This is a genomic window from Natronomonas moolapensis 8.8.11, from assembly GCF_000591055.1.
In the GTDB taxonomy this organism is placed as follows: domain Archaea; phylum Halobacteriota; class Halobacteria; order Halobacteriales; family Haloarculaceae; genus Natronomonas; species Natronomonas moolapensis.
In genome coordinates this window covers 1018694-1043187 of record NC_020388.1, presented here as the reverse complement: position 1 = coordinate 1043187, position 24494 = coordinate 1018694, and the positions used below count along the sequence as shown (strand labels likewise).

Annotated in this window: 21 protein-coding genes and 1 other RNA gene; 19 read left to right on the top strand and 3 right to left on the bottom strand. The window is 66.2% G+C overall.

Annotated features, from left to right (window positions below; translation table 11 throughout):
* Window positions 1-133 precede the first annotated feature (133 nt).
* Both NMLP_RS05190 and NMLP_RS05185 read left to right on the top strand, forming a co-directional pair.
* On the top strand, window positions 134-2302 hold the full coding sequence (locus tag NMLP_RS05190; RefSeq protein ID WP_015409070.1) for a HAMP domain-containing methyl-accepting chemotaxis protein: 2169 nt from the start codon (window positions 134-136) through the stop codon (window positions 2300-2302).
* Window positions 2303-2373: 71 nt separating this feature from the next.
* Window positions 2374-3855: a CoA-acylating methylmalonate-semialdehyde dehydrogenase gene (locus NMLP_RS05185; protein WP_015409069.1), complete on the top strand. Its 1482-nt coding sequence runs from the start codon at window positions 2374-2376 to the stop codon at window positions 3853-3855.
* 189 nt (window positions 3856-4044) lie between these two features.
* Here the strand turns inward: NMLP_RS05185 and NMLP_RS05180 are convergent, their stop codons facing one another.
* Window positions 4045-4698 (bottom strand): DUF7119 family protein, encoded by a 654-nt coding sequence (locus NMLP_RS05180; RefSeq protein ID WP_015409068.1) that lies wholly within the window; start codon window positions 4696-4698, stop codon window positions 4045-4047.
* A gap of 488 nt (window positions 4699-5186) precedes the next feature.
* Between NMLP_RS05180 and NMLP_RS05175 the strand changes: the two genes are divergently transcribed.
* Window positions 5187-5555 carry a hypothetical protein gene (locus NMLP_RS05175; RefSeq protein ID WP_015409066.1) on the top strand — a complete coding sequence of 123 codons (369 nt, stop codon included), beginning with the start codon at window positions 5187-5189 and terminating at the stop codon, window positions 5553-5555.
* Between the two features lie 59 nt (window positions 5556-5614).
* On the top strand, window positions 5615-7369 hold the full coding sequence (locus NMLP_RS05170; RefSeq protein ID WP_015409065.1) for a nitrite/sulfite reductase: 1755 nt from the start codon (window positions 5615-5617) through the stop codon (window positions 7367-7369).
* 38 nt (window positions 7370-7407) lie between these two features.
* Here NMLP_RS05170 and NMLP_RS05165 read toward each other — a convergent pair whose 3' ends face one another.
* Window positions 7408-7746: an ArsR/SmtB family transcription factor gene (locus NMLP_RS05165; protein ID WP_049926180.1), complete on the bottom strand. Its 339-nt coding sequence runs from the start codon at window positions 7744-7746 to the stop codon at window positions 7408-7410.
* 142 nt (window positions 7747-7888) lie between these two features.
* Between NMLP_RS05165 and NMLP_RS05160 the strand changes: the two genes are divergently transcribed.
* The 3 genes from NMLP_RS05160 (at window position 7889) to NMLP_RS05150 (ending at window position 10413) form a co-directional block, all read left to right on the top strand.
* Window positions 7889-8641 carry an HFX_2341 family transcriptional regulator domain-containing protein gene (locus NMLP_RS05160; protein ID WP_015409064.1) on the top strand — a complete coding sequence of 251 codons (753 nt, stop codon included), beginning with the start codon at window positions 7889-7891 and terminating at the stop codon, window positions 8639-8641.
* A 128-nt stretch (window positions 8642-8769) separates the two neighbouring features.
* Window positions 8770-9249 carry a CBS domain-containing protein gene (locus NMLP_RS05155; protein WP_015409063.1) on the top strand — a complete coding sequence of 160 codons (480 nt, stop codon included), beginning with the start codon at window positions 8770-8772 and terminating at the stop codon, window positions 9247-9249.
* Window positions 9250-9297: 48 nt separating this feature from the next.
* A complete protein-coding gene (locus NMLP_RS05150; RefSeq protein WP_015409062.1) occupies window positions 9298-10413 on the top strand; it encodes an aminopeptidase in 1116 nt (371 codons plus the stop codon).
* A 37-nt stretch (window positions 10414-10450) separates the two neighbouring features.
* On the opposite strand, the gene rnpB is transcribed toward NMLP_RS05150, so the two are convergent.
* Window positions 10451-10876, bottom strand: an RNA gene (gene rnpB, locus NMLP_RS13965) — RNase P RNA component.
* Between the two features lie 83 nt (window positions 10877-10959).
* On the opposite strand from rnpB, the gene NMLP_RS05145 reads away from it, so the two are divergent.
* The 12 genes from NMLP_RS05145 to NMLP_RS05090 all read left to right on the top strand — a co-directional run bounded on the left by NMLP_RS05145 (window position 10960) and on the right by NMLP_RS05090 (window position 24480).
* Window positions 10960-11730, top strand: coding sequence for an MBL fold metallo-hydrolase (locus tag NMLP_RS05145; protein WP_015409061.1), 771 nt, complete (start codon window positions 10960-10962; stop codon window positions 11728-11730).
* An 11-nt stretch (window positions 11731-11741) separates the two neighbouring features.
* Window positions 11742-11912, top strand: coding sequence for a hypothetical protein (locus NMLP_RS15385; RefSeq protein WP_160169579.1), 171 nt, complete (start codon window positions 11742-11744; stop codon window positions 11910-11912).
* Between the two features lie 83 nt (window positions 11913-11995).
* Window positions 11996-13486 (top strand): Asp-tRNA(Asn)/Glu-tRNA(Gln) amidotransferase subunit GatB, encoded by a 1491-nt coding sequence (gene gatB / locus NMLP_RS05135; RefSeq protein WP_015409060.1) that lies wholly within the window; start codon window positions 11996-11998, stop codon window positions 13484-13486.
* 161 nt (window positions 13487-13647) lie between these two features.
* The gene (locus tag NMLP_RS05130) at window positions 13648-16197 is read left to right on the top strand and encodes a DNA topoisomerase I (RefSeq protein WP_015409059.1); all 2550 of its coding nucleotides are present in this window, start codon (window positions 13648-13650) and stop codon (window positions 16195-16197) included.
* Between the two features lie 42 nt (window positions 16198-16239).
* A complete protein-coding gene (locus NMLP_RS05125) occupies window positions 16240-16965 on the top strand; it encodes a phosphoglycerol geranylgeranyltransferase (RefSeq protein ID WP_015409058.1) in 726 nt (241 codons plus the stop codon).
* A gap of 53 nt (window positions 16966-17018) precedes the next feature.
* Complete coding sequence (locus NMLP_RS05120) at window positions 17019-18689, top strand: acyl-CoA mutase large subunit family protein (protein ID WP_015409057.1); 1671 nt, start codon at window positions 17019-17021, stop codon at window positions 18687-18689.
* A gap of 80 nt (window positions 18690-18769) precedes the next feature.
* Window positions 18770-19153, top strand: a complete 384-nt coding sequence (mce, locus tag NMLP_RS05115; RefSeq protein ID WP_015409056.1) for a methylmalonyl-CoA epimerase — start codon at window positions 18770-18772, stop codon at window positions 19151-19153.
* Window positions 19154-19397: 244 nt separating this feature from the next.
* On the top strand, window positions 19398-20816 hold the full coding sequence (locus tag NMLP_RS05110; protein WP_015409055.1) for an FAD-dependent oxidoreductase: 1419 nt from the start codon (window positions 19398-19400) through the stop codon (window positions 20814-20816).
* Window positions 20817-20910: 94 nt separating this feature from the next.
* Window positions 20911-21750 carry a peroxidase family protein gene (locus NMLP_RS05105; protein WP_015409054.1) on the top strand — a complete coding sequence of 280 codons (840 nt, stop codon included), beginning with the start codon at window positions 20911-20913 and terminating at the stop codon, window positions 21748-21750.
* 104 nt (window positions 21751-21854) lie between these two features.
* Window positions 21855-22307 (top strand): HTH-type transcriptional regulator Lrp, encoded by a 453-nt coding sequence (gene lrp, locus NMLP_RS05100; RefSeq protein WP_015409053.1) that lies wholly within the window; start codon window positions 21855-21857, stop codon window positions 22305-22307.
* A 152-nt stretch (window positions 22308-22459) separates the two neighbouring features.
* A complete protein-coding gene (locus NMLP_RS05095; RefSeq protein WP_015409052.1) occupies window positions 22460-23197 on the top strand; it encodes a hypothetical protein in 738 nt (245 codons plus the stop codon).
* Window positions 23194-24480 carry a hypothetical protein gene (locus NMLP_RS05090; protein ID WP_015409051.1) on the top strand — a complete coding sequence of 429 codons (1287 nt, stop codon included), beginning with the start codon at window positions 23194-23196 and terminating at the stop codon, window positions 24478-24480. The genes NMLP_RS05095 and NMLP_RS05090 overlap by 4 nt, the downstream gene beginning before the upstream one ends.
* Window positions 24481-24494 lie beyond the last annotated feature (14 nt).

Sequence of the window (24494 nt, the reverse complement as noted above, 5' to 3'; positions counted from 1 at the left end):
CCGTAGCGTAACGACTCGCTCGTAGAGCGGATCTTGGTATAAAGGACGTGTGAATCGATCGCTTTCGAGCCTCGATACGCACAGCGTAAAGATACGCTGAATTAATTATTATAATAATTCATAATCATATACTATGCTTGATCGAATAACTCTCAGTCGATTCGACCTACGGCCGAAGCTCATCCTCGCGTTCGTCGCCGTGGCGATGCTGGTCGGCATCACCGGGTTTGTCGGATACCAGGCGGTGGGAACGGTCGACTCGGCAGCACACGAGATCTCTACCGACGCTGATGCGATTGACGCCTCGATGGGGATGCTCGTCGCCATCGAAGAACAGCAGATCGCTGTTCAGGCCGCTATGCTCGAACGAGAGGGAGCAAGGGCGGAGTTCGATGCTGCGGAGTCGAGCTTCGACGAGTGGGCCAACGCGATGGACGAACAAGACATGACCGCCGAAGAACAGCAGGCGTTTGACTCTCTGGTGGCGGCACACGAGGAGTACACTGTCGTCGCCCGGGAGCTGTTTACCGCGAAACAAAGCGGTGATACGGAACGGGCAGAGGCCAGACTGGACGAAATTGAGCCACTCCTCGCGGATATGCGTGACTCGGCGCATACGCTCGAGGGCGCAGCTGTCGACGACAAGCAAGCAGCGGTGACCGGTGCCGACAGCACCACCCGAACCGCACGACAGTCCATCCTAGGGTTGAGCGCCGTCGCATTTGTTTCCGCAATCGGGATCGGATTATTCGTCGCTGGCCGCATCATCCCGCCGATTACCCGGCTGTCCGAAGCGACGGAAGCCATCAAGCAGGGTGATCTCGACAACGACCTCGATGCGCACGTCGAAGACGACGAACTCGGCCGGATGATCGACGGGTTCGGTGAAATGCAGGAGAATCTGCGGGGCGTCTTCTCTCAGATCGGGACTGCTAGTCGGGGATTAAAACGGGGCGAGATCGGGTGGGAGTTCGAAGCGGATTATCCCGGCCAGTACGGCCGAGCAGTCGCCGATCTCGAGGCCGGAGCGGACGAACTCGCCCAGAGCTTTGAGGAGATACAGCAGGTGAGCAGTGATCTCCAGCAGGGAGACATCGACGGGACGGTGGACGCCGACCATCCCGGTCAGTACGGGGCTGTGTTGGGCGATCTGGCCACTGGAACTACTCGGCTCTCCGAGAGCTTCCGGGAGATCTCGACAGCCAGCCAAGAGTTAAAAAACGGACGGCTTGACGCTGCGGTCGACACCGCGTATCCCGGGAGCTACGGAGCCGTCCTGGAGGATCTATCGGTCGGAATTGACCGGCTGAGCGATAGCATCCAGCAGGTACAGGAAGTCACAGACCGAGTCGCAACCTCGAGCGACGAGGTAGCCAGCAGTTCCGAAGAGATACGACAGGCTAGCGAACAGGTCGCCGACTCCGTCGAGGAAATATCGTATGGTGCCGACAGTCAAAGCGAGAACCTTCAGGAGGTCGCCAGAGAGATGAACGACATGTCTGCGACCGTCGAAGAGATCGCTTCTTCTGCCGAAGAGGTAGCGGCCACTGCCGGAACGGCCGTCGAGCGTGGCGACGCGGGTCGGGAGTACGCTGCTGAGGCGACCGACGAGATTCGATCGATCGAATCCCGGGCCGACGAGGCCGCGACCCGGGTAAACAGTCTCGACGACGAGATGGACGAGATCGGCGAAGTCGTCGAGATGATAACTGGAATTGCCGAGCAGACGAGTATGCTGGCAATAAATGCCTCGATCGAGGCCGCCCGAGCAGGGGAGGCGGGTGAAGGATTCGGTGTCGTTGCCAGCGAGATCAAATCCCTTGCCGACGAGGCTGAACAAGCCACCACCGACATCGAAGCCCGTATCGAAACGATCCAACAGACGACTGAGGAGACGGTCGACGGAATCCAGCAGATGAACGATCGAGTCGAGCGAGGCAGCGAGACCATAGAAAATGCGGTCGAGAAGTTCGATGAGATCGCGGACGCCGTTCAACAGGCTGAAAACGGGATCAGAGAGATCAGCGATGCGACCGACGATCAGGCAGCCTCTTCGGAAGAAGTCGTGGCGATGGTCGATGAAGTCTCGGGTGTCAGCCAACAAACCGCAACGGAAGCGAGCAACGTCTCGGCGGCGACCGAAGAACAGACCGCCTCTCTGTCGGAGGTCTCACAGAACGTCCAAGAACTCTCTGTGCTGGCCGAAGATCTCGACGAACAGGTATCGGAATTCGAAACGGGAACCGGCGCTGACGCGGCATCGAGCACTCGGTCCCCGACGGCTGCCGACGGCGGCCGCTGATATATACTGCGATAGTTATCAGCCGGGCCGACGTACCAAATCCCTATGCTCTGCCGGCGAGTGGTGCCGGTATGGCGTATCCGAAATCCGTCGCGGACACCGGCACAGTACAGAACTACGTCGGCGGGGAGTGGCACACCCCGAGCGGGAGCGACGGGCGGGACGTCGTCGATCCGGCGACTTCAGAGCGACTCGCCCGCGTTGCGTTCAGTTCGCCCGACGACGTCGACAGAGCGGTCCGGACGGGCGCCGAGGCGTTCGAGGAGTGGTCCACCCGAGCGGTCGAAGAACGGATCCAGCCGCTGTTCGAACTGAAGCGACTGCTCGAGGCCCACCACGACGAACTCGCCGAGTTGCTCGTTCGGGAACACGGCAAAACGCGGGCCGAAGCGAAGGGGGAACTCCGGCGCGGGATCGAGAACGTCGAGGTCGCCTGCGGCATCCCGTCGATGATGCAGGGCGGGACGCTTCTCGACGCCGCACCGGGGATCGACGAGAGTGCCGTGCGAAAACCCCTCGGTGTCTTCGCTGCGGTCACGCCGTTTAATTTCCCCGCGATGATCCCGCTTTGGTTTCTGCCGTACGCCGTCGCGACCGGCAACAGCTTCGTGTTGAAGCCGAGCGAACAGGCCCCCCTCGTCGCCCAGCGCATCTTCGAGTTGATCGACCGGGCGGGGTTTCCGGACGGTGTTCTCCAGTTGATTAACGGCGGGGTCGACACGGTCGACGCGCTGTTGGGGCACGACGGCGTCGAGGGCGTCTCCTTCGTCGGCAGCACGCCGGTCGCCCGGACGATCTACGAGACGGCGGCGGCGAACGGCAAGCGCGTCCAGGCCCAAGGGGGCGCAAAGAACCACATCGTCGTCGCCGAAACGGCTGACCTGGACTTCGCCGCCGAGAAGACGGTGAGTTCGGCGTTCGCCTGCGCCGGCGAGCGCTGTCTCGCCAACGACGTCGCCGTCGTCGAGGCGTCCGTCTACGACGAGTTCGTCGACCGCGTCGTGTCGGAGGCCGAAGCCCAGACCGTGGGATCGGGGCTCAATCCGGACACCGACATCGGCGCGCTCATCAGCCCCGAGCACGAACGCCGGGTCCGGGAGTACGTCGGGACAGCCGTCGACGAGGGAGCAGAGCTCCTCCTCGACGGGCGCGACGTGTCCGTCGAGGGGTCCGAGGACGGGAACTTCCTCGGCCCGACGCTGTTCGGGAACGTCGACCCCGAAATGACGATCGCTCGCGAGGAGGTGTTCGGCCCGGTGCTCGGGTTGATGTCCGTGGCGGATCTCGACGAGGCAATCGGGGTCCTCGACCGGAGCGACTTCGGGAACGCGGCGAGTCTGTTCACTGCCAGCGGTGCCGACGCCCGGACGTTCCGACACGAGACGGACATCGGAAATCTGGGTATCAACGCCGGCACGGCGGCCCCGATGGCCTTTTTTCACTTCGGTGGCCGGAAGGACTCCTTTTTCGGTGACCTCCACGCCCAGGGGGAGGACATGATCCACTTTTACACCGACAAGACGGTGTACATCGAGCGCTGGCCGGACGCCTGATCGGCGTCCTCTCCAACCCGTCGCCCCGCTGTCCGCGTCTTCGAAGCTGTCCGTCCGCCTTACTCATTTGAGTCCGACTCTCACCGTGGCAAACACCGACTCAACTGCCAGTGTTCCGCACACAAAACACAATCAAGCGTACCGCGCGGATCCCACGGCTGAGCATGTGGGCTTTGCGCCTGCTTCATATCATAAATACTCGTCCAGTGCCCGCGCGACGATCTCGCCCGGTTCGGTCGCTTCGAGGGCGGCGTGCCGGCGGAGTTCCCGGTAGGTGTCAGGGGGCAACGACACCGCCAACGCACCGAGGTCGACTCCCTCGGCCGCGAGGGCGCCCTCGACGCTCGACCCTTCGTTGACGCGGGAGGCGATAGAGCGGACTTCCCGGACGGTCAGCCCGTGATCGAGGGTCGCCCACGCGAGCAAAAAGCGCGACTCCCCGGAGACGCGGGCGATATGTTTCGCCGCCGTCGGCGCGATTTCGCCCAGGGCGACGTGGCGGCGGATCGACCGCGGGAGATCGTGTACCCGGGCCCACTTGCGGATAAAGGAGACGGTTGCGTCGCCGTCGGCGCGCTCGGCGGCGGTCTTGTACGAGCCGGTACCGCGGACCAGGGCGGCACAGGCCGCTGCGCCGCGGAGCATATAGACGTTGTCGTCGGCGCCGGCGGTGTTCGAGGCGAACCGGCGGACGGTGTCGGCAGCCTCGGCGACGCTCTCGGGATCGTCCGGGTCGAACCGGACCGCCCTCCGCCCGACGACCTGGGGATCGCGGCGAATGACGGGTTCGCCGACCGGCGACTCCCGATCGGTCGGGGGCTCTTCGTCCGGTTCGTTAGTCATCGCTTCGAGATAGGACAACCGGGGTAAAAAGCGTCCCGCCGACGGGTGCGCTCGTTACAACGGCTCACTCGTCGCGCTCGTCCGACATATGCTCCCAGATCTCGGCGCAGCCACAGCCGTCCTCGACGTCGTCGAGGTGGCTCGTGTCGACCGCCTCGTCGTCGTCGTTTCGCTCTGTCATTGGCCGTCGTCCTCGTACAGTTCCGGGGCGACGTCGGCTGAGGCGTGCTGCCGTCTCGGTCCCCGCGTTCGGTCTCTCATCACCACTTCGTACGCCGAGGGGGTGTTTAAGCAACGCTGCACCCGTAAACGCTACCCGGGCTTCGGCATCCCGGCGGGAACAGCCTCTTTCGACGACGAACGTATTCGGAGGTTTCCGGCCGCAGTCGTCGGGTTTCGTCCGAACCGACTGTCACGAGATCGTGTGACGCCCGACACTCCCTGTCGGCGCCGACGGGCTTACGACGGCGGGACCGCTGTGTGGGCGTATGCCGACTTCGGTACACCAACTCGACGACGGGGCGTGGCTGAGCGTCAACGACGCCCGCGAGGTGAACGTGAGCGATCTCTGGTGGCTCGCCCGCCAGGACTTCTGTTCGTGTGCGATGGCGGATTTCCTCGCGGAGGGGTTCGTCGAGATCGGGATCGACCATCCCAACGTCGAGGGGCGGATCGCCGGTCAGTGCATCGAGTGTGGCGAGAGCGGCGTCACCGACTGGCTGACGCTCGGACGGGTCGTCGACCCCGACGAGGGACGGTTCTTCGCCGTCGATCCCGGGAGCGTCCACGTTCCCGAGCGCCGCCGTCGGCTCGCTTCGCCGCCCGAGAAAGCAGAGAATAATTCCGGTAGGGGCTAGCCCCGGGGAGGCTTGACGACACGGGTGGCGGTATATGAGTCCGGGTGCTGAAGTGGTGTATGCCGAGCAAGGTCGAAGGGTGGAAAGACGAAGTATACGGCACCGAGATCCGCGAGCACCTCTTTCGGTTCGCCGAGGAGGGCTGGAGTGCGATCCCGGAGGACGAACACGACGCGTGGTTCGAGCGGTTCAAGTGGTGGGGGCTGTATCACCAGCGGAAGGGTCAAGAGAGCTACTTCATGATGCGAATCGGGACGCCGAACGGGCGGCTGACGCCGAACCAGCTCCGCGTCGTCGGCGAGATCGCCGACGAGTACGCCCGCGGTCCCGTCGAGAACCCCGAGTTCGGGGGCGCCTACTGCGATTGGACGACCAGACAGTCGATCCAGCTCCACTGGATTCAACTGCAGGACATCCCCGAGATCTTCGAGAAACTCGAAGCCAACGACCTTTCGACGATTCAGGCGTGTGGGGACTCCTGGCGCAACATCGTCGGCTCGCCGGTCGCCGGCCGCGACGCTAAAGAGCACATCAACGCGTGGCCGGTCATCGAGGACCTCCACGACACATTCAAAGGCAACGACGAGCACTCGAACCTTCCGCGCAAGTGGAAAGTCGCCGTCACCGGCGACACCCGCGGCTCGGGGCAGGCCGAGATCAACGACCTCGGGTTCGAGCCCGCGACCAAGGAGATCGACGGCGAGGAGCGAAAGGGATTCAACGTCACCGTCGGCGGCGGCCTCTCCCGCAAGGAGCCCCGTTTCGCCCGCGACATCGACGTCTTCGTCACCGAGGACGAGGTGGCCGACGTCGCCGGCGGAATCTCCGCGCTGTTCCGCGATCACGGCGACCGCGAGGACCGCTTCAACGCCCGCATCAAGTTCCTCGTCGACGAGTGGGGCCCCGAGAAGCTCCGGCGCGTCCTCCAGGACGAGTACGTCGACTTCGAGCTCCGCACCGCGGGTGAGGACCTCCGCGATCAATACACCTACAACGCCGGGCGCAACGACGAGGTCGGCGACTACGTCGGCGTCCACGAGCAGAACGACGGGAACTACTTCGTCGGCCTCTCGGTGCTCGTCGGCCGGATGGGCGCCGAGGACGTCATCGAACTCGCCGACCTCGCCGAGGCGTACGGCTCCGAGATGATCGGTCTCACGCAGCGACAGAACGTCGTCGTCGCCGACATCGCCGAGGACGACCTCAATGAGTTCCTCGGGGAAGATCTCCTCGAGTACTACCAGTCCGACCCCCACCCGTTCCTCCGGGGCTCGATCGCCTGTACCGGCACCGAGTACTGCTCGCTGTCGATCGTCGAGACGAAGAACCGGATGGTCCGGTACGCCCGCTGGCTGAAGGACAACGTCGAGCTGCCAGACGGCATCGAGGACTTCCACGTCCACCTGTCGGGCTGTACCGCCTCCTGTGCGCAGCCGCAGATCGCCGACATCTCCCTGCGGGGGATGAAAACGCGCAAGGACGGCGAACCGGTCGAGGCGTTCGACATCGGACTGGGCGGCGGCCTGGGGGAGAACCCCCAGTTCGCCGACTGGGTCGAGATGCGCGTCGCCGCCGACGAGGTCCCGGGGTACATCCGGAACCTGCTGCGGATCTACGACGAGCGAAACGACGGGGAGGAGTCCTTCCGGGAGTTCATCGGCCGCCACGACGAGGACGAACTGACGGGGCTTGCCGACCCCGAGGAGACCTCCTACGATGACCCCTACCTGAACAACACGAAAATGACGTGGTACCCGTACGCCGACGAGGACGGAATGGACGCCTCGCCCGCGCCGTCGCCGGCGGACGACTGATACTGGTGGACGAAATCAAATAACACCGGCGCGGGACCTCACCCTTCTTTTTCGGCCAGTTCGAAGACGAGCGAGTCGGTCGTCAGCGCGTAGACGTCCATCCGCCGGCCCTTCTCCGAGCACGCCGTTCCGACGACAGCGACGAGGCCGGCGGCCTCGAGTTGCTCCAGGTGATAGGTCGCCACCTGGATCGACACGTCGGCGCGCTCGGCGACCGCGGACGTGACGTTCGGATTCCCACGAAGGACGGAGACGATCCGTCGGGCCGTCGAGGAGGACAGCGCCTCGAGCACCTCGCCGTCGGCGATGCTGACTGGATCGGGCGGTTCGGCGGCGTCGAGGTCGATATCGGAGGGGACCAGATCGTGCGTGGGCATTTCGCTTCGACAGCGACGACTTCCGACGCGGCGGTGTTCATATTTAGTACGATACTATTGTTACAATCAACAGCATCGTTACAATCAGTACCATTTCAGTAACCAGTACTATTTTGCTCCGGTTGTCGCCAATACGATCCGTATGACCGGCGACACGGAACTGCGGTCGGTGACCGAAGTCCACGTTGCGCCGCTTGGCTACGAGTACGACCGGATCAGATCGCCGGTCCTCGAGTACGGGGCGGACACGCTGTATCTGCTCGCCGATCCGGCGCGAGGACGGGCGGAGTACCACGACCGGTTGCGCTCGGGGCTGACCGACGCCGGCGTCGCCGTCCGCTCGCGCAGCGTCGAGTTGAGCGATATGTACGACGTCCTCGGGGAGGTGACGACCATCGCCGACGGCCACGCCGACGACATCGTCCGCGTCAACGTCTCGAGCGGCCCGAAGTTGGCGACCGTCGGGGCGGCGCTGGCGTGCATGGCCACCGACGCGAGCGGCTACCACGTCCACCCCGAATCGCGACCGCACCCCATCGAAACCACTCCGCGAACCGAGGGGATGCGGCTGGCCGAACAGTTGCCCTCATACCCCCTGGAGACCCCGACGACGGACCAGGTTCGAATTCTCGAGTACGTCGACTCGGCGTCGAGCGAGGCCTACACGCCGAAAAAGAGCGACCTCATCGACTTCGCCGAGGAACGCGAACTCGCGTTCATGCGGCGGGCGGAACCGAGCAACGACAAGGCCAAATTCGCGCTGTTGAACAACCGCATCGTCGACCCGCTCGCCGGGAACGGCTACATAGAGATCGAACCGGTCGGGCGGACGAAGCAGGTGTCGCTGACGGAGACCGGCGAGAACGCCCTGCGGGCCTTTCGGCACAAGTTATAAACGTCGTATTATTTCGAAAAATATACAACGAACTGCGTGTTTAATAGGCTTTGACTCGTCGTATGGTAGGTGTTCTAGGAATATACCCACTACGATTAAATATATCTTTGTGATAACACGGCACAAGCATGATCGAACCAACGGTCGAACCCGTCGTCACGGACGACGCCGCCACGGTCTCTCCCGGACTTCCCGCGCCGGAGGCCGCAGAGAGGTTGCGCGACCCCGCGGTTCCGGCCCTCGTCGTACTCGACTCCGCGGGCGACGTCGTCGGCATCGCCTCGGATTCGGACTTCGTGGCGCTCGTCGCCGAATCGCCCGGATCGGTCCCCGTCGAGGCGATTATGTCGAGCCCCGTCCGAACCGTCGCCCCGGGAACGCCCCTCGGGCTCGCCGCCGACCGGATGAACGAGGCGGGCGTCAAACACCTCCCGGTCGTCGAGGAGGGGGTGTATCGGGGCCTCGTCACTCTCGAGGCGATGGCCCCGTTCCTCTCGCGGAACCGCCTCCGGGTGGCCTGGAAGGGTGACCCGATCCACATCGACACCGAGGAGCGATCCGAGACGGCGGAGACCGACCCGCCGAGCGACCGCGCAGCGGACAGTTGACACCGCCGAGGGGGCCATTTATAAACCATCGCGGCGCGAAGCGGCGGCATGGACGATCGGGTACGCGAACACGCGGAGACGCTGGTCGGGTGGAGCGCGCGGATCGAACCGGGCGACGACGTCGTCGTCGACGTCGCCGAGGGAGCTCACGAACTCGCGGTCGCCGTCGCCGAGCGCCTCGGCGAGGTCGGCGCGAACATGACGCTCACGTACGGCTCCGACGAGGTGACGCGGGCGTACCTCCGCGCCCACGACGGCGAATTCGGGACGGCAGCGGGCGAACTCGCGCTGTTCGAGCGCGCCGACGCCTACCTCCGGCTCGGCGGCGGTCGGAACACCGCCGCGACGGCCGACGTCGAGTCGGGGACGCGACAGGCCTACCGGAGCGCCCGAACAGACCTCCGGGAGGCCCGTATGAACACCGACTGGGTGTCGACGGTCCACCCCACCCGGAGCCTCGCTCAGGGGGCCGGAATGGCCTACGAGGCGTATCGGGAGTTCGTCTACGACGCAGTGTTGCGCGACTGGGAAGCGCTAGCGGGGAAGATGGCGCGGGTGAAGGAGTTGCTCGATTCGGGCGAGGCGGTTCGGATCGTCACGGAGCGCGAGGACCGACCCTCGACGGACGTGCGGATGTCGATCGCCGGCCGGACCGCAGTCAACTCCGCGGCCTCGGTCGTCTACGACTCCCACAACCTCCCCTCCGGGGAGGTGTTCACCGCCCCCTACGACGCGACGGGACAGGTCTTCTTCGACGTGCCGATGACGGTCGACGGCCGTCGGGTCCGGAACGTCCGGTTGGTCTTCGAGGACGGCGAAGTCGTCGAGTTCGACGCCGAGGCGGGCGCCGAAGCGATCGAGTCGGTCCTCGACACCGACGCCGGGGCGCGACGGCTCGGGGAGTTGGGTCTCGGGATGAACCGCCGGATCGACCGGTTCACCGACAACATCCTTTTTGACGAGAAGATGGGCGATACGGCCCACCTCGCGCTCGGGCGCGCCTACGATGCGAACTTGCCCGAGGGCGAGTCGGGCAACGAGTCGGCGGTCCACGTCGACCTGATAACGGACCTCTCGGCGGGATCACGGATCGAAATCGACGGCGAGACGATCCAGCGAAACGGGACGTTCCGGTTCGAGGACGGGTTCGAGCCCCGAGGTTGAGCCGGCGGAGCAACGGCGTCGCTCGGCGGTCGAGAACGGCTGAGGAGAGTAAGCCCCCTTCTGTTCGGCCCGGCATTCGGCTGAGCGTCCGCCGCGCCTCCGGGCTACCAATTGCGGCGGACTTGCACCGGTGAGGATTCGCCGTTCCATCCGTTCCCGCCCGTCGGCTCGCGGCTCACGCCGTTCGCGCGTGGCGGCCGTCGGTGACGACCGCCCGGCCCTCGGCGGGTTAACTCCCTTCCCTTGCGGGTCGGTTCGCGCGTTCGCGGGCGATCCCGCGAACGCCGTCGGCCGTTTGCACGGCCGAACGCGCCTCATCGGTCGGGGCGGGGGGTTCCGTTTCTGTTCCAGCGCCGGCGGTCTCCCGCCCCGGACTTGCGTCCGGTCACCTGCCCGGAGGGTGGGGGGACTTTCCTCATGGGCGCGGCGTCGCCGCGCCCACGGGAACCGGGCTTCCTCTGCCAAATACCGATAGGCCGTTCGCCGGTTTAAGGGGTTCGGTGCCGACGGTGTAATTTTAAACAGCCGGGAGACCGATCCGCTATCATGCGGATCGAACGCATCCCGATCGAGGTGTCGACCCGCGCGCCGACCGGCCGGACCGCGGCGTACCTCCTTGGCGGCGAGGACGCTCTACTCGTCGACCCGGCCGCGCCCGACGGCCGCCTTGAGGCAGCCCTCGACCGCGTCGACGACGTCGCCGTCACCCACCACCACGCCGACCACGTCGGGGGCGTTCGGGCCTGCGCCGAGGCCGCCGACGCGACGGTGTGGTGTCGGTACGGCCGGGAGGCGGCGTTCGCCGACGCGGCCGGGGTCGACCCCGATCGGACGTTTCGGGAGGGCGGGCGGATTCCCGCCGGCGACGGGGCGGTCACCGTCCACGAGACGCCGGGACACGCCCCGGAACACGTCGCCTTCGCCGTCGACGGCGACCTCCTCGTCGGCGACCTCGCCGTCACCGAGGGCAGCGTCGTGGTCGGCGCGCCCGAGGGCGACATGCGCTCGTATCTCAGTTCCCTGCGCCGGGTCCGGGCGATGGCCCCCGAACGGCTCTACCCCGGCCACGGCCCGGTGGCCGAGGCTCCGCGGTCGGTCTGTGAGCGACTGCTCCGACGCCGGCTCGACCGCGAGGCGCGCGTGCTAGCGGCCGTCGAGGCTGGCGACAGAGCCGTAGCCGACATCCTGGATTCGACTTACGACAGGGACCTCGCCGGCGTTCGGGACCTCGCCGGGATGACCGTCCGGGCGCATCTCGACAAACTGCACCACGAGGGCCGAGTCGAGTGGGACGGCTCGCGGGCCGATCCGGCCTGACCCGCCGAGGAATGTGCGAACGTAGCGTCCGGGATCTGCCCGTCGCGGACGGCGACATCTGCCGAGGAGCGGTGTCGGCGGGGACGCCCTCGCCGTACTCCTCGCGGCACCGCCTCGACGCCGAACCGACGAACGGGACGCGGTCGGTAGTCGCCCGGCCGGCGTTGCCCGTTCGGAACTGACCGACTGCGGTGGTACCGGAGACGCCGCAGCGACCCCCCGCCGAAGGGTTAGGTCTAAGCCGCCGCGCGAGAAGGACGTCACAATGACCGCCCAGACCGCCGAGCAACGGGACCTCACCGCCGTCATCGGCCTCGAGGTCCACGTCCAACTCGAAACGGAGACGAAGATCTTCTGTGGCTGTTCGACGCGATCCGACGGCGACGAGGCGCCGAACACCCGGACCTGCCCCGTCTGTCTCGGGCTGCCGGGCGCGCTGCCGGTGCTCAACGAGGGGGCCGTCGAGGCAGCCGTCAGAGTCGGGAAGGCGCTCGGGTCGGAGCTCCCCGAGGAGACCCGGTTTCACCGGAAGAACTACTACTACCCGGACCTGCCGAAGAACTTCCAGATCACCCAGTACGACGCGCCGATCTGCGGCGGCGGCGAGATCGAGTTCTCCGTCGACGGCGAGCGCCGGACGGTCGGAATCGAGCGCGCCCACCTCGAGGAGGACCCGGGCAGTCTCGCCCACGCCGGCGGGTCGATCGACACCGCCGAGTACACGCTGATCGATTACAACCGCGCCGGGACGCCGCTCATGGAGATCGTCACGAAGCCGGACTTCCGGAGCGCCGCCGAGGCGCGGGCGTTCCTCGCGAAGCTGACGGAAGTACTCGAGTACCTCGGGGTCTTCGACACCACCAGGGACGGCAGCCTCCGCGTCGACGCCAACCTCTCTATCGTCGACGCGACCGAAGTCGGCGCCGAGGGCGACATCGACGCGGCGACGCTCGAAGCCGCCAACCGGACGGAAGTCAAGAACATCTCCAGTCACAAGGGCGCCGAGAAGGCGCTCGCCTACGAGGAGACCCGACAAAAAAACGCCATCCAGCGGGGCCGCGAGGTCGAACAGGAGACGCGACACTGGGACGAGTCCCGCGGCATCACCGTCTCGATGCGATCGAAGGAGGCCGAGAAGGACTACCGTTACTTCCGGGAGGCCGACCTCCCGCCGCTTCGGGTCGCCGACTGGACAGAGAGGATCGACATTCCGGAGCTTCCGGACGCCCGCCGGGAGCGTTTCCGCGAGGCCTACGGGCTCGATTCGGAGTCGGCCTCGAAGCTCACGTCGACGAAACAGGTCGCGGACTTCTACGAGCGGGTCGCTGACCGCTTCGATCCCACCCTCGCCGCGACGTGGGTCGCCGACAACCTGCTCGGCGAACTCAACTACCGCGACATGGCGATCACCGACGTCTCGGAGCGTCTCGACGAGTTCGCCAGCCTCGTCGAGTTGGTCGACACGGACGAAATCAGCGTCAAGAACGCCGAGGAGGTCGTCCTCCGGCGGATGCTCGACGACGGCCTCGCCCCCGGCGCGGTCGTCGAGGCCGAGGACCTCGGCAAGACGGACGGCGAGTCGGTCGCCGCGGCCGTCGGCGAGGCCATCGAGGACAACCCCGAGGCCGTCGAGGACTACCACGCCGGCGAGGAGGGCGCGTTGAACTACCTCGTCGGGCAGGTGATGGCGGCGACCGGCGGGTCGGCCGACCCCGGGACGGTCAACGAGCTGCTCCGGGAGCGACTGGAGCCGTGAGCCGAGGGCGACGATCGGGTCGGCGGAAGCCGATCGGGTCGCCAGGAGTCGCTCGCGCGTCCACGCCCGGCTCATCGCGCGCCCGGAGGCGCGCTCTCCGGCGGTTTCGGGCGGGTTCGACGAAAGGTTGAAATCCGGAGTCGGCGTATCCACGCCCAACAGTGGAACTCATCGTCACCGAAAAGGACAATGCGGCGCGCCGGATCGCCGAGATCCTCTCCGACGGGAGCGCGTCGACGAACCGCCAGTTCGGGGTCAACGTCTATCGGTGGGGCGACACGCGATGTGTCGGGCTCTCCGGGCACGTCGTCGGCGTCGACTTCCCGCCCGAGTACGCCGACTGGCGCGACGTCCAGCCCGTCGAGTTGGTCGACGCCGACGTGGTCAAGATGCCGACCCAAGAGAACATCGTTCGGACGTTACAGGGGTTAGCCGCCGACGCGGACCGGATCACGATCGCGACCGACTACGACCGCGAGGGCGAGTTGATCGGCAAGGAGGCCTACGAACTCGCTCGCGAGGAGACCGACGCGCCGATCGACCGCGTCCGGTTCTCCTCGATCACCGAAAACGAGGTCCGGGAGGCGTTCTCGAACCCCGAGGCGTTGGACTTCGATCTGGCGGCCGCCGGCGAGGCCAGACAGGTGATCGACCTGCTCTGGGGGGCGGCGTTGACGCGGTTTCTCTCGCTGTCCGCAAAACAGTTCGGCGAGGACTTCATTTCCGTCGGCCGCGTCCAGTCGCCGGCGTTGAAGCTCATCGTCGACCGCGAACGCGAGATTCGGGCGTTCGATCCCGACGACTACTGGGAGCTGTTCGCCGACCTGCTGAAAGACGGTGACGCATTCGAGGCCCAGTACTTCTATCTCGAGGACGGCAACGAGGCCGAACGCGTCTGGGAGGAGGCCGACGCGACCGAGGCGTTCGAGCAGTTGCAGGGCGCCCGGGAGGCGATCGTCGAGTCGGTTCGGCGTCGGCGGCGAACCGACGAGCCGCCGGAGCCGTTCAACACGACCCAGTACATCAGTTCGGCGAGTTCGGTCGGGCTCTCGGCGCAGAAGGCGATGAGCGTCGCGGAGGAACTCTACACCGCGGGCTACATCACCTACCCCCGGACGGACAACACGGTCTACCCGGACGACCTCGACCCCGAGGCGCTCCTCGACGAGTTCACCGACCACTACCTGTTCGGCGACGACGCCGACTCGCTGCTCTCGGCGGACGCCATCGAGCCGACGGCGGGCGACGAGGAGACGACCGACCACCCCCCGATACACCCGACGGGCGAGATACCTGCGCGCGACGACCTCTCCGAGGACGAGTGGGAGGTGTACGAACTCGTCGTTCGGCACTTCTTCGCGACGGTCGCCGACCCCGCCGAGTGGGAGCATCTGAAAGTCGTCGCCGACGCCAACGGCTGCTCGCTGAAGGCCAACGGCAAGCGGCTTCTTGAGCCGGGCTATCACGAGGTGTACCCGTACCGTTCGACTGCCGAAAACCACGTTCCCGACGTCGACGAGGGCGAGATCCTCGACGTCACCGAGGCCCGCATCGAGGCCAAACAGACCCAACCGCCGCGCCGCCGTGGCCAATCGCGGCTGATCGAGGAACTCGAGTCCCGCAGCCTCGGGACGAAGTCGACGCGTCACCACACCATAGAGAAGCTCTACGATCGCGGCTACATCGAGAGCGACCCGCCGCGACCGACGAAACTCGCGATGGCCGTCGTCGAGGCCGCAGAGAAGTTCGCCGACCGGATCGTCGACGAGGGGATGACCGCGAAACTCGAGGCCGATATGAACGCCATCGCCGACGGTGAGACGGATCTCGAGGACGTGACAGACGAATCCAGGGCGATCCTCGGGCGCATCTTCGAGGAGCTCCACGACTCCCGCGAGGAGATCGGCGAGCATCTCAGGGAGTCGATGAAGGCCGATCGGACGCTCGGGCCGTGCCCCGACTGCGGCGAGAGCCTGCTCGTCCGGCGTTCGCGCCAGGGGTCGTACTTCGTCGGCTGCGACGGGTTCCCGGAGTGTCGCTACACGCTGCCGTTGCCGAACACGGGCGAACCGACGGTGACCGACGACACCTGCGACGAACACGGGCTCGAGCACGTGAAGATGCTCGCCGGGCGGAACACGTTCGTCCACGGCTGCCCGCAATGTAAAGCCGACGAGGCGGACGAGACCGACGACCGGATCATCGGTCCCTGCCCGGAGTGCGGCGGTGTGGAGACGGAGCCGTCCGAGAACGGGACGCCGGAGGTCTCGGACGCCGAGGGGGGTGGCGACCTCGCGATCAAGCGGCTGCGGAACGGCTCCCGGCTCGTCGGCTGCACGCGCTACCCCGAGTGTGAGTACTCGCTGCCGCTGCCGCGGCGCGGCGAGGTCGAGGTGACCGAAGAGACCTGCGACGAACACGGGTTGCCGCATCTGCTCGTCGTCGACGACGGCGAGGGCGAACCCTGGGAGCTCGGCTGCCCGATCTGTAACTACGCCGAGTACAGGGAGCGACAGGCCGCCTCGGAGATCGAGGATCTCGACGGCGTCGGGGCCAAGACCGCCGAGAAGCTCGCAGCGGCGGGCATCGGCTCGATCGACGACCTCCGGGGTGCCGACGCCGCGGCGATCGCCGACGAGGTACAGGGCGTTTCGGAGGATCGCCTCCGAGAGTGGCAGGCCGAGGTGAACGCGGGCGCCGTCGCGGATTAAAATGTCGAAGCGGTTTTAGCTACCCACCGAGACAGGTGGTGTATGAGCGCGCCGTGGGCAACGTGGGACCACATCGTCAAGATCGATCCCGACAAGACGCTCGTCGAGGGCGAGACGTTCGAGGACGTCTGTGCTACCGGGACCGACGCCCTCGAGATCGGTGGGACCACAGGGATGACAGAGGAAAAGATGGCCAGGGTCGTCGAGGCGACGACAGCCTACGACGTGCCGGTGTACATCGAACCCTCGAACGTGGGGGCGGTCGTCCACCGGGAGGGACTCGACGGCTACTTCGTGCCCATCGTCCTCAACGCCGGCGACGTCTTTTGGGTGACTGGTGCCCACAAAGAGTGGGCGCGCCTGGACAGCGAGATCGACTGGATGGCGACGTTCCCGGAAGCGTATCTCGTTCTCAACCCCGACTCGTCGGTCGCGAACTACACCGAGGCCGACTGCGACATCGACGCCGACGAGGTCGCCGCCTACGCCGAGGTCGCAGAACGGATGTTCGGCCAACGCATCGTCTACGTCGAGTACTCGGGCACGTTCGGCGACCCCGAGATGGTACAGGCCGCGACCGACGCCGTCGAGGAGACGTCGGTCTTCTACGGCGGCGGCATCCACGACTACGAGTCGGCCCACCAGATGGGTCGACACGCCGATACGATTGTCGTCGGCGATCTCGTCCACGACGAGGGCGTCGACGCGGTCGCCGAGACCGTCGAGGGCGTCGCCGACGCCAACTCCGAGCCGATCGAAGGCGCCTGACCGGCGAGTGCGTCCCGCCAACGATTAAGTCGACGGGTTCGAATCACCCGATAATGTTCGACGCCGACGACCTCGAGGAGATCCGGGAGGGCCACGACCGCTGGGCGGACGACACCTACGGCCCGACGGTCGATCGCTTCGGGGAACGAAACGAGGAGTTCACGACCGATACCGGCGGGCAGACGGTCGAGCCACTGTACACGCCCGCGGACGTTTCGGATATTGACCACGGCAAGGACGTCGGATATCCCGGCGAACAGCCCTACACCCGGGGCGTCTACTCGACGATGTATCGGGGGCGGCTGTGGACGATGCGACAGTACGCCGGGATGGGGACCGCCGCCGAGACCAACGAGCGGTTCAACTACCTCATGGACGAGGGCCAGACCGGCCTTTCTATGGCGTTCGACCTGCCGACGCAGATGGGCTACGACTCCGACTCCGAGATGGCACAGGGGGAGGTCGGCAAAAGCGGCGTCGCGATCGACTCCCTGGACGACATGGAGACTGTCTTCGAGGGGATCCCGCTCGATGAGGTTTCGACGTCGATGACGATCAACGCCCCCGCATCCGTGCTGCTCGCGATGTACATCGCGGTCGGCGACAAGACGGGGGTCGATCGCGAGCAGCTCCGCGGGACGATCCAAAACGACATTCTCAAGGAGTACATCGCGCGCAACACCTACATTTTCCCGCCTGAACCCTCGATGCGGATCATCACCGATATCTTCGAGTTCTGCGCCGAGGAGGTCCCGAATTTCAATACGATCTCCATTTCGGGATATCACATCCGCGAGGCGGGTGCGACAGCCGCCCAGGAGCTCGCGTTCACGCTCGGCGACGGACTCGAGTACGTCGGAGCCGCAATCGAGGCCGGTCTCGACGTCGACGACTTCGCGCCGCAGCTTTCGTTCTTTTTCAACGCCCACAACAACATCTTAGAGGAGGTCGCGAAGTTCCGGGCCGCTCGCCGGATGTGGTACAAACTGATGGAGGAACGTTTCGGCGCCGAGAAGCCGGCGTCCAAGCAGCTGAAGTTCCACACCCAGACCGCGGGTTCGACGCTGACGGCCCAGCAGGTCGAAAACAACGTCGTCCGTGTCGCCTACCAGGCGCTCGCCGCGGTGCTCGGGGGCACACAGAGCCTCCACACCAACGGGAAGGACGAAGCGCTGAGCCTCCCGACCGAACAGTCGGTCCGGACGGCGCTTCGGACCCAACAGATCCTCGCCCACGAGTCCGGCGCAGCCGACACGATCGACCCGCTCGCCGGTTCGTACTACGTCGAGAGTCTGACCGACGACCTCGAAGCCGAGGCGTTCGAACTGCTCGAGAGGGTCGACGAGCGCGGCGGGATGCGGCAGGCTGTCGAAGACCAGTGGGTCCAACGACAGATCCAAGACGTCGCCTTCGACCGGCAACGCGAGATCGAAACCGGCGAGCGGATCATCGTCGGCGTCAACGAGTTCGAGGTCGACGAAGAGCCCAAAGACGACATCGAAGAAGTGAGCGAGGAGGAACAACGGGAACAGCGCGAACGGCTTCAACAGCTCCGCGAAAACCGCGACAACGACGCCGTCGAGGGCGCCCTCTCTGAACTGCGGGAAGCCGCCGAGGGCGAGGAGAACGTCATGCCCTACATCGTCGACGCGGTGAAAGCCTACGCCACGACGGGCGAGATCTGCAACGCGATGCGGGACGTCTTCGGCGAGTACCGGGGCTGATCGACGGTCCAGCCGGAACGGCGCTCGCCCAGCGGCCGAGTATCCCCCGTGTTTTTCACCCTACCCGACGAGGATTTGGCATGAACTTCGATCATGCTGGCGTCGCGACCGACGACGCCGAGGGGTTGGCGTTTCTCTACGAGGATCTGTTCGGCTGCGAGATCGCCCACGAGGAGCGCTTCGGGGAGCTTCGCGTCCTCTTTCTCGAACTCGAGAACGGCTACTTCGAACTGCTTGAGCCGCAGGACGACGGAACGATATCGCGGTATCTCGACGACCACGGGGCGGGGCTACACCACGTCGCCGTCGAGACCGACGACATCGAAACCGCGCTCGGAACCGCCGAATCGGCCGGCGTCGAGTTGATCGACGAGGCGCCCCGGCGAGGGGCATGGGGACACCGGGTCGCCTTTCTCCACCCGAGATCGACCGGCGGCGTGTTGATCGAGTTCGTCGAACACTGACGGCTCCGCGTTCGAATCGACAGTAGCGAACAGGCGGCACGCGCGCCGCCGCGGTCCGTGTGCCACGCTCCCGCCCGGACGGACCGCGGTCGGTATTCAGGACATACGCCGGGTGGTGTCGTCTTTGTATATAAATACCCGCGCCCACGTCGTCGATTGGCGTTTCGTCGACCGACGATATCGAAAGAAGATGAACTATCACGGAGGAGTTCCGAGGTCAGCTTAGCGACCCGATAAATCAACCATGTCCGGACAATACGACCTCATCGTCGTCGGTGGCGGGATCAGCGGCGCATCGCTGTTGTATACGACCGCGAAGTTCACCGATATCGACTCGATCGCGCTGATCGAGAAGGAATCGGATATCGCGGCGATCAACAGCCACCACACGAACAATTCACAGACGCTTCACTTCGGCGACATCGAGACCAACTACACCCTCGAGAAGGCCGAGGAGGTAAAAGAGGGCGCAGAGTTGCTCGCGGGCTATCTCGAACACTACGACGACGACGGCGAGATGCACGCAAAGCGCAGCAAGATGGTGCTCGGCGTCGGTGAGGACGAAGTCGAATCGCTCGAGCGCCGCTACGACGAGGAAGGGTTCGGAGACCTCTTCCCGAAACTCCGGGCGATCGACCGCGAGGAGATCGCCGAGTACGAGCCGAAGGTCGTCGAGGGCCGAGACCCAGACACGGAGATGCTCGCGCTCCAGACGCCCGACGGCTACGTCGTCGACTACGGCGCGGTGACGAAGTCCCTCGTCGAGCGCGCAGCGGAGGCGGCCGGCGTGGACGTCTACACGGGCACCGAACTCACCGACATCACGCCGACCGTCGACGGCTACACCCTCGAGACAGACGCCGGCCGCTTCGACTGTGACGTTGCCACCGTCGCTGCCGGTTCCCACAGCCTCCAGATCGCGAAGGAACTCGGCTACGGCGAGGACAAGGCGTTGCTCCCCGTCGCTGGGAGCTTCTTCCTCGCCGACGACCTCCTGAACGGGAAGGTCTACACCCTGCAGATGAAGAAACTGCCGTTCGCCGCCGTCCACGGCGACGCCGACGTCCACGACCCGAGCGTCACGCGGTTCGGGCCGACCGCGAAACTGGTTCCGACCCTCGAGCGGGGGCGACCCTCGGCGGTGACGGACTTTCTCGATGTCTTCGGGCTGAACGCTGCCTCGTTCCTCAGCTACGCTCACATCCTCTCGGACCGGGTCCTCCTCCCGTACGTCCTCGAAAACCTCGTCTACGACCTCCCGAAGGTCGGGCCGAAGGCGTTTCTCCCGCACGTTCGAAAGGTCGTCCCGAGCGTCGAATTAGAGGACATCGAGCGCGCAAAGGGTTACGGTGGCGTCCGCCCGCAGATCGTCGATACCAAAGAGAAGTCCCTGGATATGGGCGAGGCGAAGATCGTCGGCGACGGTATCATTTTCAACATCACCCCCTCGCCCGGCGCGTCGACGTGTCTCAAAAACGCCATGCGTGACACCCACACGATCGTCGACTTCTTCGACGGCGAATACGAGTTCGACGAAGCGGCCTTCCGCGCCGATACGATCGACAACTTCCCGCGCGCCGACGCCGCGGGGACCCCTTCCGTCGACGCGGCCAACGACTCGGGCGCGGCCGCCATCGGCGACGTTCCTGCGACCGACGACTGACGGCGGTACGGTCCCATCGGAGTATTAACCGCCCCTCGGCCGGCGTTAAGCGATCAAAAGAATTAGTATTCTCCCGCCTATTTTGCCGGTAAGTATGTCAGAGACATACACAGTATCGGGGAGCGTGACGTACCCCGACGGGGTGGCGGCGGTGGGCGTGAGTGCTATGGCGGTCGACATCGACAGTGGCCCGGACGATCCACTGGGAGCGATGTCGGTCTCCCCCGACGGGTCGTTCGAACTGTCGGCGTCAGCGTCGGATCTCGGCGGTCACCAGGAGGGGACACCCGAAATCAAACTGTATCTGTTCCGGGATGGATCTCTCGTTCACGAGGAGGGCGTCGACGTGGACCCCGACGCGACGGTCCACGTCACGATCGAACGCCCCGAGCGCCCCTCGATGGAGGAGATCGCGGACACGATGTGCGGTATGCACCACGGGATGTCCGGCCAACGCGGGCTGGGGAACGTCTCCCGGGACCCGTTTCACCCCGGTCACGGCCGGTTCGGCGGTCCCCTCGACGAGAGCGCTCGCGGCCGATCGGTCGGCGAGTCGTCGGTGCCGGCCGGTGTGGCGTTCCTCGGTCTGCCGAGCGGGCAGGCGGTCGCACGCGCGATGGGCGTGGAACCGCTGTCGAACGAAGAACTCGGATTCGACACGATCCTCGCTGACCACGATCAGCACCCGGACACAGAGGCCCCGCTTTGGTACTACGTCCTGGCCGAGGCGCGAGTGTCGAGCGGCGGCGACCGCCTCGGACCGGTTGGGAGCCGCATCGTCGCCGAAACGCTCGCCGGGCTTGTGGAGTCCGATCCGAGCTCGTTCCTGACGGTCCAGCCGAACTGGACGCCGACGCTCCCCGCCCCGAACGCCGGGCAGGACGACTTCACGGTGGCCGATCTACTCGAGTTCGCTGCCGGAGGGGACGACTGACGACCACGGTGTAGCTGTCGGCCGTCCCCGGAACGCGCTCTGCGGGAGCCGAAGGAATTGGGTCATCGTAAAGTTATAACGGCTTCCCGGGGTAGCCCGTCCCAATGGCATACGAGAATCTCGATCAGAAACTGGTGAACGCGCTGCTCAAAGACGGCCGCGCGTCGCTGCGCTCGCTCGGGGAGGAGTTAGACGTCTCGGTGACGACGGTGTCGAACCACATCTCGGAGCTCGAGGACGACGGCGTCATCGAGGGCTACGCGCCGATCGTCGGCTACGGCGAGTTGGGCTACGACGTGACGGGGATCATCCAACTAAAAGTCGAGGGGAGCGCCCTGCCCGACATCACCGATCGGCTTCGCGAACAGCGACACATCACGACGGTGTACGAGACAACCGGCGACTACGACGTCATCGCGATCGGGAAGTTCAGAGACACCGAGCAGATGAACGACCAGATCAAGGCTGTACTCACCGACGCCGACATCAACGAGTCCAACACCAGCGTCGTCCTCAACACCGTCAGCGAAAACGAACAGTTCGACCTCGAGTACTGAGCCCGCAGTCGGGCGGGTTTGCCGGACCGTACAGTGCTGTAGGCGCAGCCGGCCGTCTCCCGAGACCGGCCGACACCGGGGCGATGGGTCCCGACGCACCGACAGTCGCCGACGCAAACGTTTTAACACGCGCGCATCCGATCTCGGCACCGATGGTCCCTCCAACGCGACGACGACTCCTCCGAACGGCGGCCGCTGCGACCGCAGTCGGCCTCGCCGGGTGCAACGGATCGGTGGGCGAACGGTCGGGCACCTCCCGGTCGGTCTCCGAGAACGCCGACTCGACGATCCCGGGCGGAACGACCGAACACGACCCGGAAATGCTGCTCGTCCGGGCCGGCACCGACGAGCTACCGGTCCGAATCGACGGGGACGGGGGGACGCCGGAGTCCCACGACCCGCAGCCGTCCCGGCTCTCATACGCCGTCATCGACACCCGATCGCGGGCCGAACGGCTCGTCGCCGCCGACGGCGTCGACGTCGACGCGGTCACCGCGTTCGGTTCGGCGACGGCGTTCGACTCGGAAGCGCTGTACCTCGAGACCAGACGCGTCGAGGAGTGCTTTCGGTTGCGGCTCTGTGGAATCTCTTGGACCACCGAACAGATCCGGACGGCGTACGCACGGGAGCTCCGCCCCTACGACGAGCGCTGTTCGGCCGGCGAGTCGGTCTTCGAGTCGCGGCTGATCCGGCTTCCCGCGGCCCTCGACCGCGCGGCGGTCAGCTCCTACGGGTCGAGCACCGACGGACAGGGTCGGTGCCACGGCGACGGCGACGGCGACGGGCGGCGCGAGCGCGAGAACGGACGACGCGGCTCCGAAATCGGAGGGCCGGGCAGCGACACGCCCGCTCCCACGCCTGCGGCCACCCGACAGGGGGCGTCAGAGTGACGGGACCCACAGCGTCCACACGACGGGCGTTCTTGTTCGCGGCCGGGTCCGCAGCACTCGCCGGTTGCAGCGAACTCGCGGCACGATCGGACGACCCCGAAGGGGAGATTCCGCCGACGCGGCTGCCGGACGTCCCCGACGAGGGCGATTCCGAGCCGATCGTCGTCGACGACGTCCCGGTCGACATCGAGCGCGAACGCCTCGCGGGGGCGGCCGCACGCGCAGAGGCGTTGCTCGGGACGCTCCCGGTGCCGCTCGGGCCGGCTGACGTCCCGAACGGCCACGTCCGCGAAGAACTCCTGGCGGCGGCCGAGACGGCCACCGACCGTCTCGACGACGCCCGGTCGGCGACGACGCGGCTGTCGGCGATGCGCTCTCTGCGCCGGGCGCGCGCCGAGGCGCGCTACGCTGCCGAGGGGTGGGCGTTCGTCGCGGACGGCCGGACCGAAGCGGAACTGCGCGGAGAGCGCCGGGCGACCACCCGCGAGGCCGAACGGTTCCGATCGGACCACGCGTACGTCGGCGACGACCCGGTCCGGGCCGCCGTCGTCCACGCCACCGTCGAAGGAACGGTCCGGCGCGTCGTCGGGGCCCGCGGGCCGTCGATGGGCGCGGCTTCGGGTGCGCTTTTAGACGTCGCCGAGTGGGGCGAGCACGCGGAGTCGGGGCGGGTCTCGCTGGACGACAGCCGCTACCTGTACGACCGCTTTGCGGCCTCGCTTCCCGACGACGCGACGAGCGTGGCCCCGACGCTCGAGGTCGCTGCCGAGTCACTGACCGAGGACCTCCGGGACCGACAGGAGTCGCTCCCGCCGGAGCCGACCGCCTCGAACGGCGACCCGGTCGACCGGCTCCGGCGCCGCCTCCGCCGCGACGCCGAATCGCACGCACGGAACGCTCCGGACGGCCGTCCGGCCAGCACGGTCGTCGACGCGACGGCAGCGCTCACGGCGTTTCTCGCCCACGATCGGCTTCTCGCCCGGATCGACGAGGGCGAGCGGCTCCGCGCCGAGTCGGGATCGGACGTGAGCGAGCGGCGCTCGGCCGCTTTGGAGTCGATCCGGACGGCGCTTGAGAACAGTTCGAGTCCCGAACTCGCCCGGAAGCCCCTCGCCAGCGCCGCGCGCCTCGTCACGTACGGCGACGACGAACTGGCCCGCTACCGGCGGTCCGTCCGGTCGGCGCGGCTGGACTCCCCGATCCGCCGATACGTCACGGCGACTCTTCGTGCCCGCAGCGTTCCGGCGGCGTGCGAGCGGGTGCTCGAGGCGCTGGAGGGCTGAACGCCTGTCGGCGG

Coding starts and splice junctions, on each gene's coding strand:
- NMLP_RS05190 (WP_015409070.1), top strand. CDS start 134: ATGCTTGATCGAATAACTCTCAGTCGATTCGACCTACGGCCGAAGCTC.
- NMLP_RS05185 (WP_015409069.1), top strand. CDS start 2,374: ATGGCGTATCCGAAATCCGTCGCGGACACCGGCACAGTACAGAACTAC.
- NMLP_RS05180 (WP_015409068.1), bottom strand. CDS start 4,698: ATGACTAACGAACCGGACGAAGAGCCCCCGACCGATCGGGAGTCGCCG.
- NMLP_RS05175 (WP_015409066.1), top strand. CDS start 5,187: ATGCCGACTTCGGTACACCAACTCGACGACGGGGCGTGGCTGAGCGTC.
- NMLP_RS05170 (WP_015409065.1), top strand. CDS start 5,615: ATGCCGAGCAAGGTCGAAGGGTGGAAAGACGAAGTATACGGCACCGAG.
- NMLP_RS05165 (WP_049926180.1), bottom strand. CDS start 7,746: ATGCCCACGCACGATCTGGTCCCCTCCGATATCGACCTCGACGCCGCC.
- NMLP_RS05160 (WP_015409064.1), top strand. CDS start 7,889: ATGACCGGCGACACGGAACTGCGGTCGGTGACCGAAGTCCACGTTGCG.
- NMLP_RS05155 (WP_015409063.1), top strand. CDS start 8,770: ATGATCGAACCAACGGTCGAACCCGTCGTCACGGACGACGCCGCCACG.
- NMLP_RS05150 (WP_015409062.1), top strand. CDS start 9,298: ATGGACGATCGGGTACGCGAACACGCGGAGACGCTGGTCGGGTGGAGC.
- NMLP_RS05145 (WP_015409061.1), top strand. CDS start 10,960: ATGCGGATCGAACGCATCCCGATCGAGGTGTCGACCCGCGCGCCGACC.
- NMLP_RS15385 (WP_160169579.1), top strand. CDS start 11,742: ATGTGCGAACGTAGCGTCCGGGATCTGCCCGTCGCGGACGGCGACATC.
- gatB (WP_015409060.1), top strand. CDS start 11,996: ATGACCGCCCAGACCGCCGAGCAACGGGACCTCACCGCCGTCATCGGC.
- NMLP_RS05125 (WP_015409058.1), top strand. CDS start 16,240: ATGAGCGCGCCGTGGGCAACGTGGGACCACATCGTCAAGATCGATCCC.
- NMLP_RS05120 (WP_015409057.1), top strand. CDS start 17,019: ATGTTCGACGCCGACGACCTCGAGGAGATCCGGGAGGGCCACGACCGC.
- mce (WP_015409056.1), top strand. CDS start 18,770: ATGAACTTCGATCATGCTGGCGTCGCGACCGACGACGCCGAGGGGTTG.
- NMLP_RS05110 (WP_015409055.1), top strand. CDS start 19,398: ATGTCCGGACAATACGACCTCATCGTCGTCGGTGGCGGGATCAGCGGC.
- NMLP_RS05105 (WP_015409054.1), top strand. CDS start 20,911: ATGTCAGAGACATACACAGTATCGGGGAGCGTGACGTACCCCGACGGG.
- lrp (WP_015409053.1), top strand. CDS start 21,855: ATGGCATACGAGAATCTCGATCAGAAACTGGTGAACGCGCTGCTCAAA.
- NMLP_RS05095 (WP_015409052.1), top strand. CDS start 22,460: ATGGTCCCTCCAACGCGACGACGACTCCTCCGAACGGCGGCCGCTGCG.